The 313-nt window shown below is 70.6% G+C and carries 1 protein-coding gene; it reads left to right on the forward strand.

Going from position 1 to position 313, the window contains the following annotated elements; genetic code table 11:
- The coding region (locus KN815_RS39720) for a beta-ketoacyl synthase N-terminal-like domain-containing protein (protein WP_216346663.1) at positions 1-313 on the forward strand (313 nt) is incomplete at both ends.

Here is a 313-nt window from a genome sequence, read left to right on the forward strand (position 1 = left end):
CGGGGTGCGCTCCCCCGAGGAGTTCTGGCGGCTGCTGAGCGGGGCCGAGGACGCCATCACGCCGTTCCCCGAGGACCGCGGCTGGGACCTCGACTCGCTCTACGACGCGGACCCTGACCGGTCGGGCACCTCCTATACGCGTGAGGGGGGATTCCTGTACGACATCGGCGACTTCGACGCCGACTTCTTCGGGATCTCGCCGCGTGAGGCGATGGCGATGGATCCCCAGCAGCGGTTGCTGCTGGAGACGTCGTGGGAGGCCATCGAGCGGGCGGGCATCGATCCGGTCTCGCTGCGGGGCAGCCGGTCCGGG

It is taken from the genome of Streptomyces niphimycinicus (assembly GCF_018883605.1).
Taxonomy (GTDB): domain Bacteria; phylum Actinomycetota; class Actinomycetes; order Streptomycetales; family Streptomycetaceae; genus Streptomyces; species Streptomyces niphimycinicus.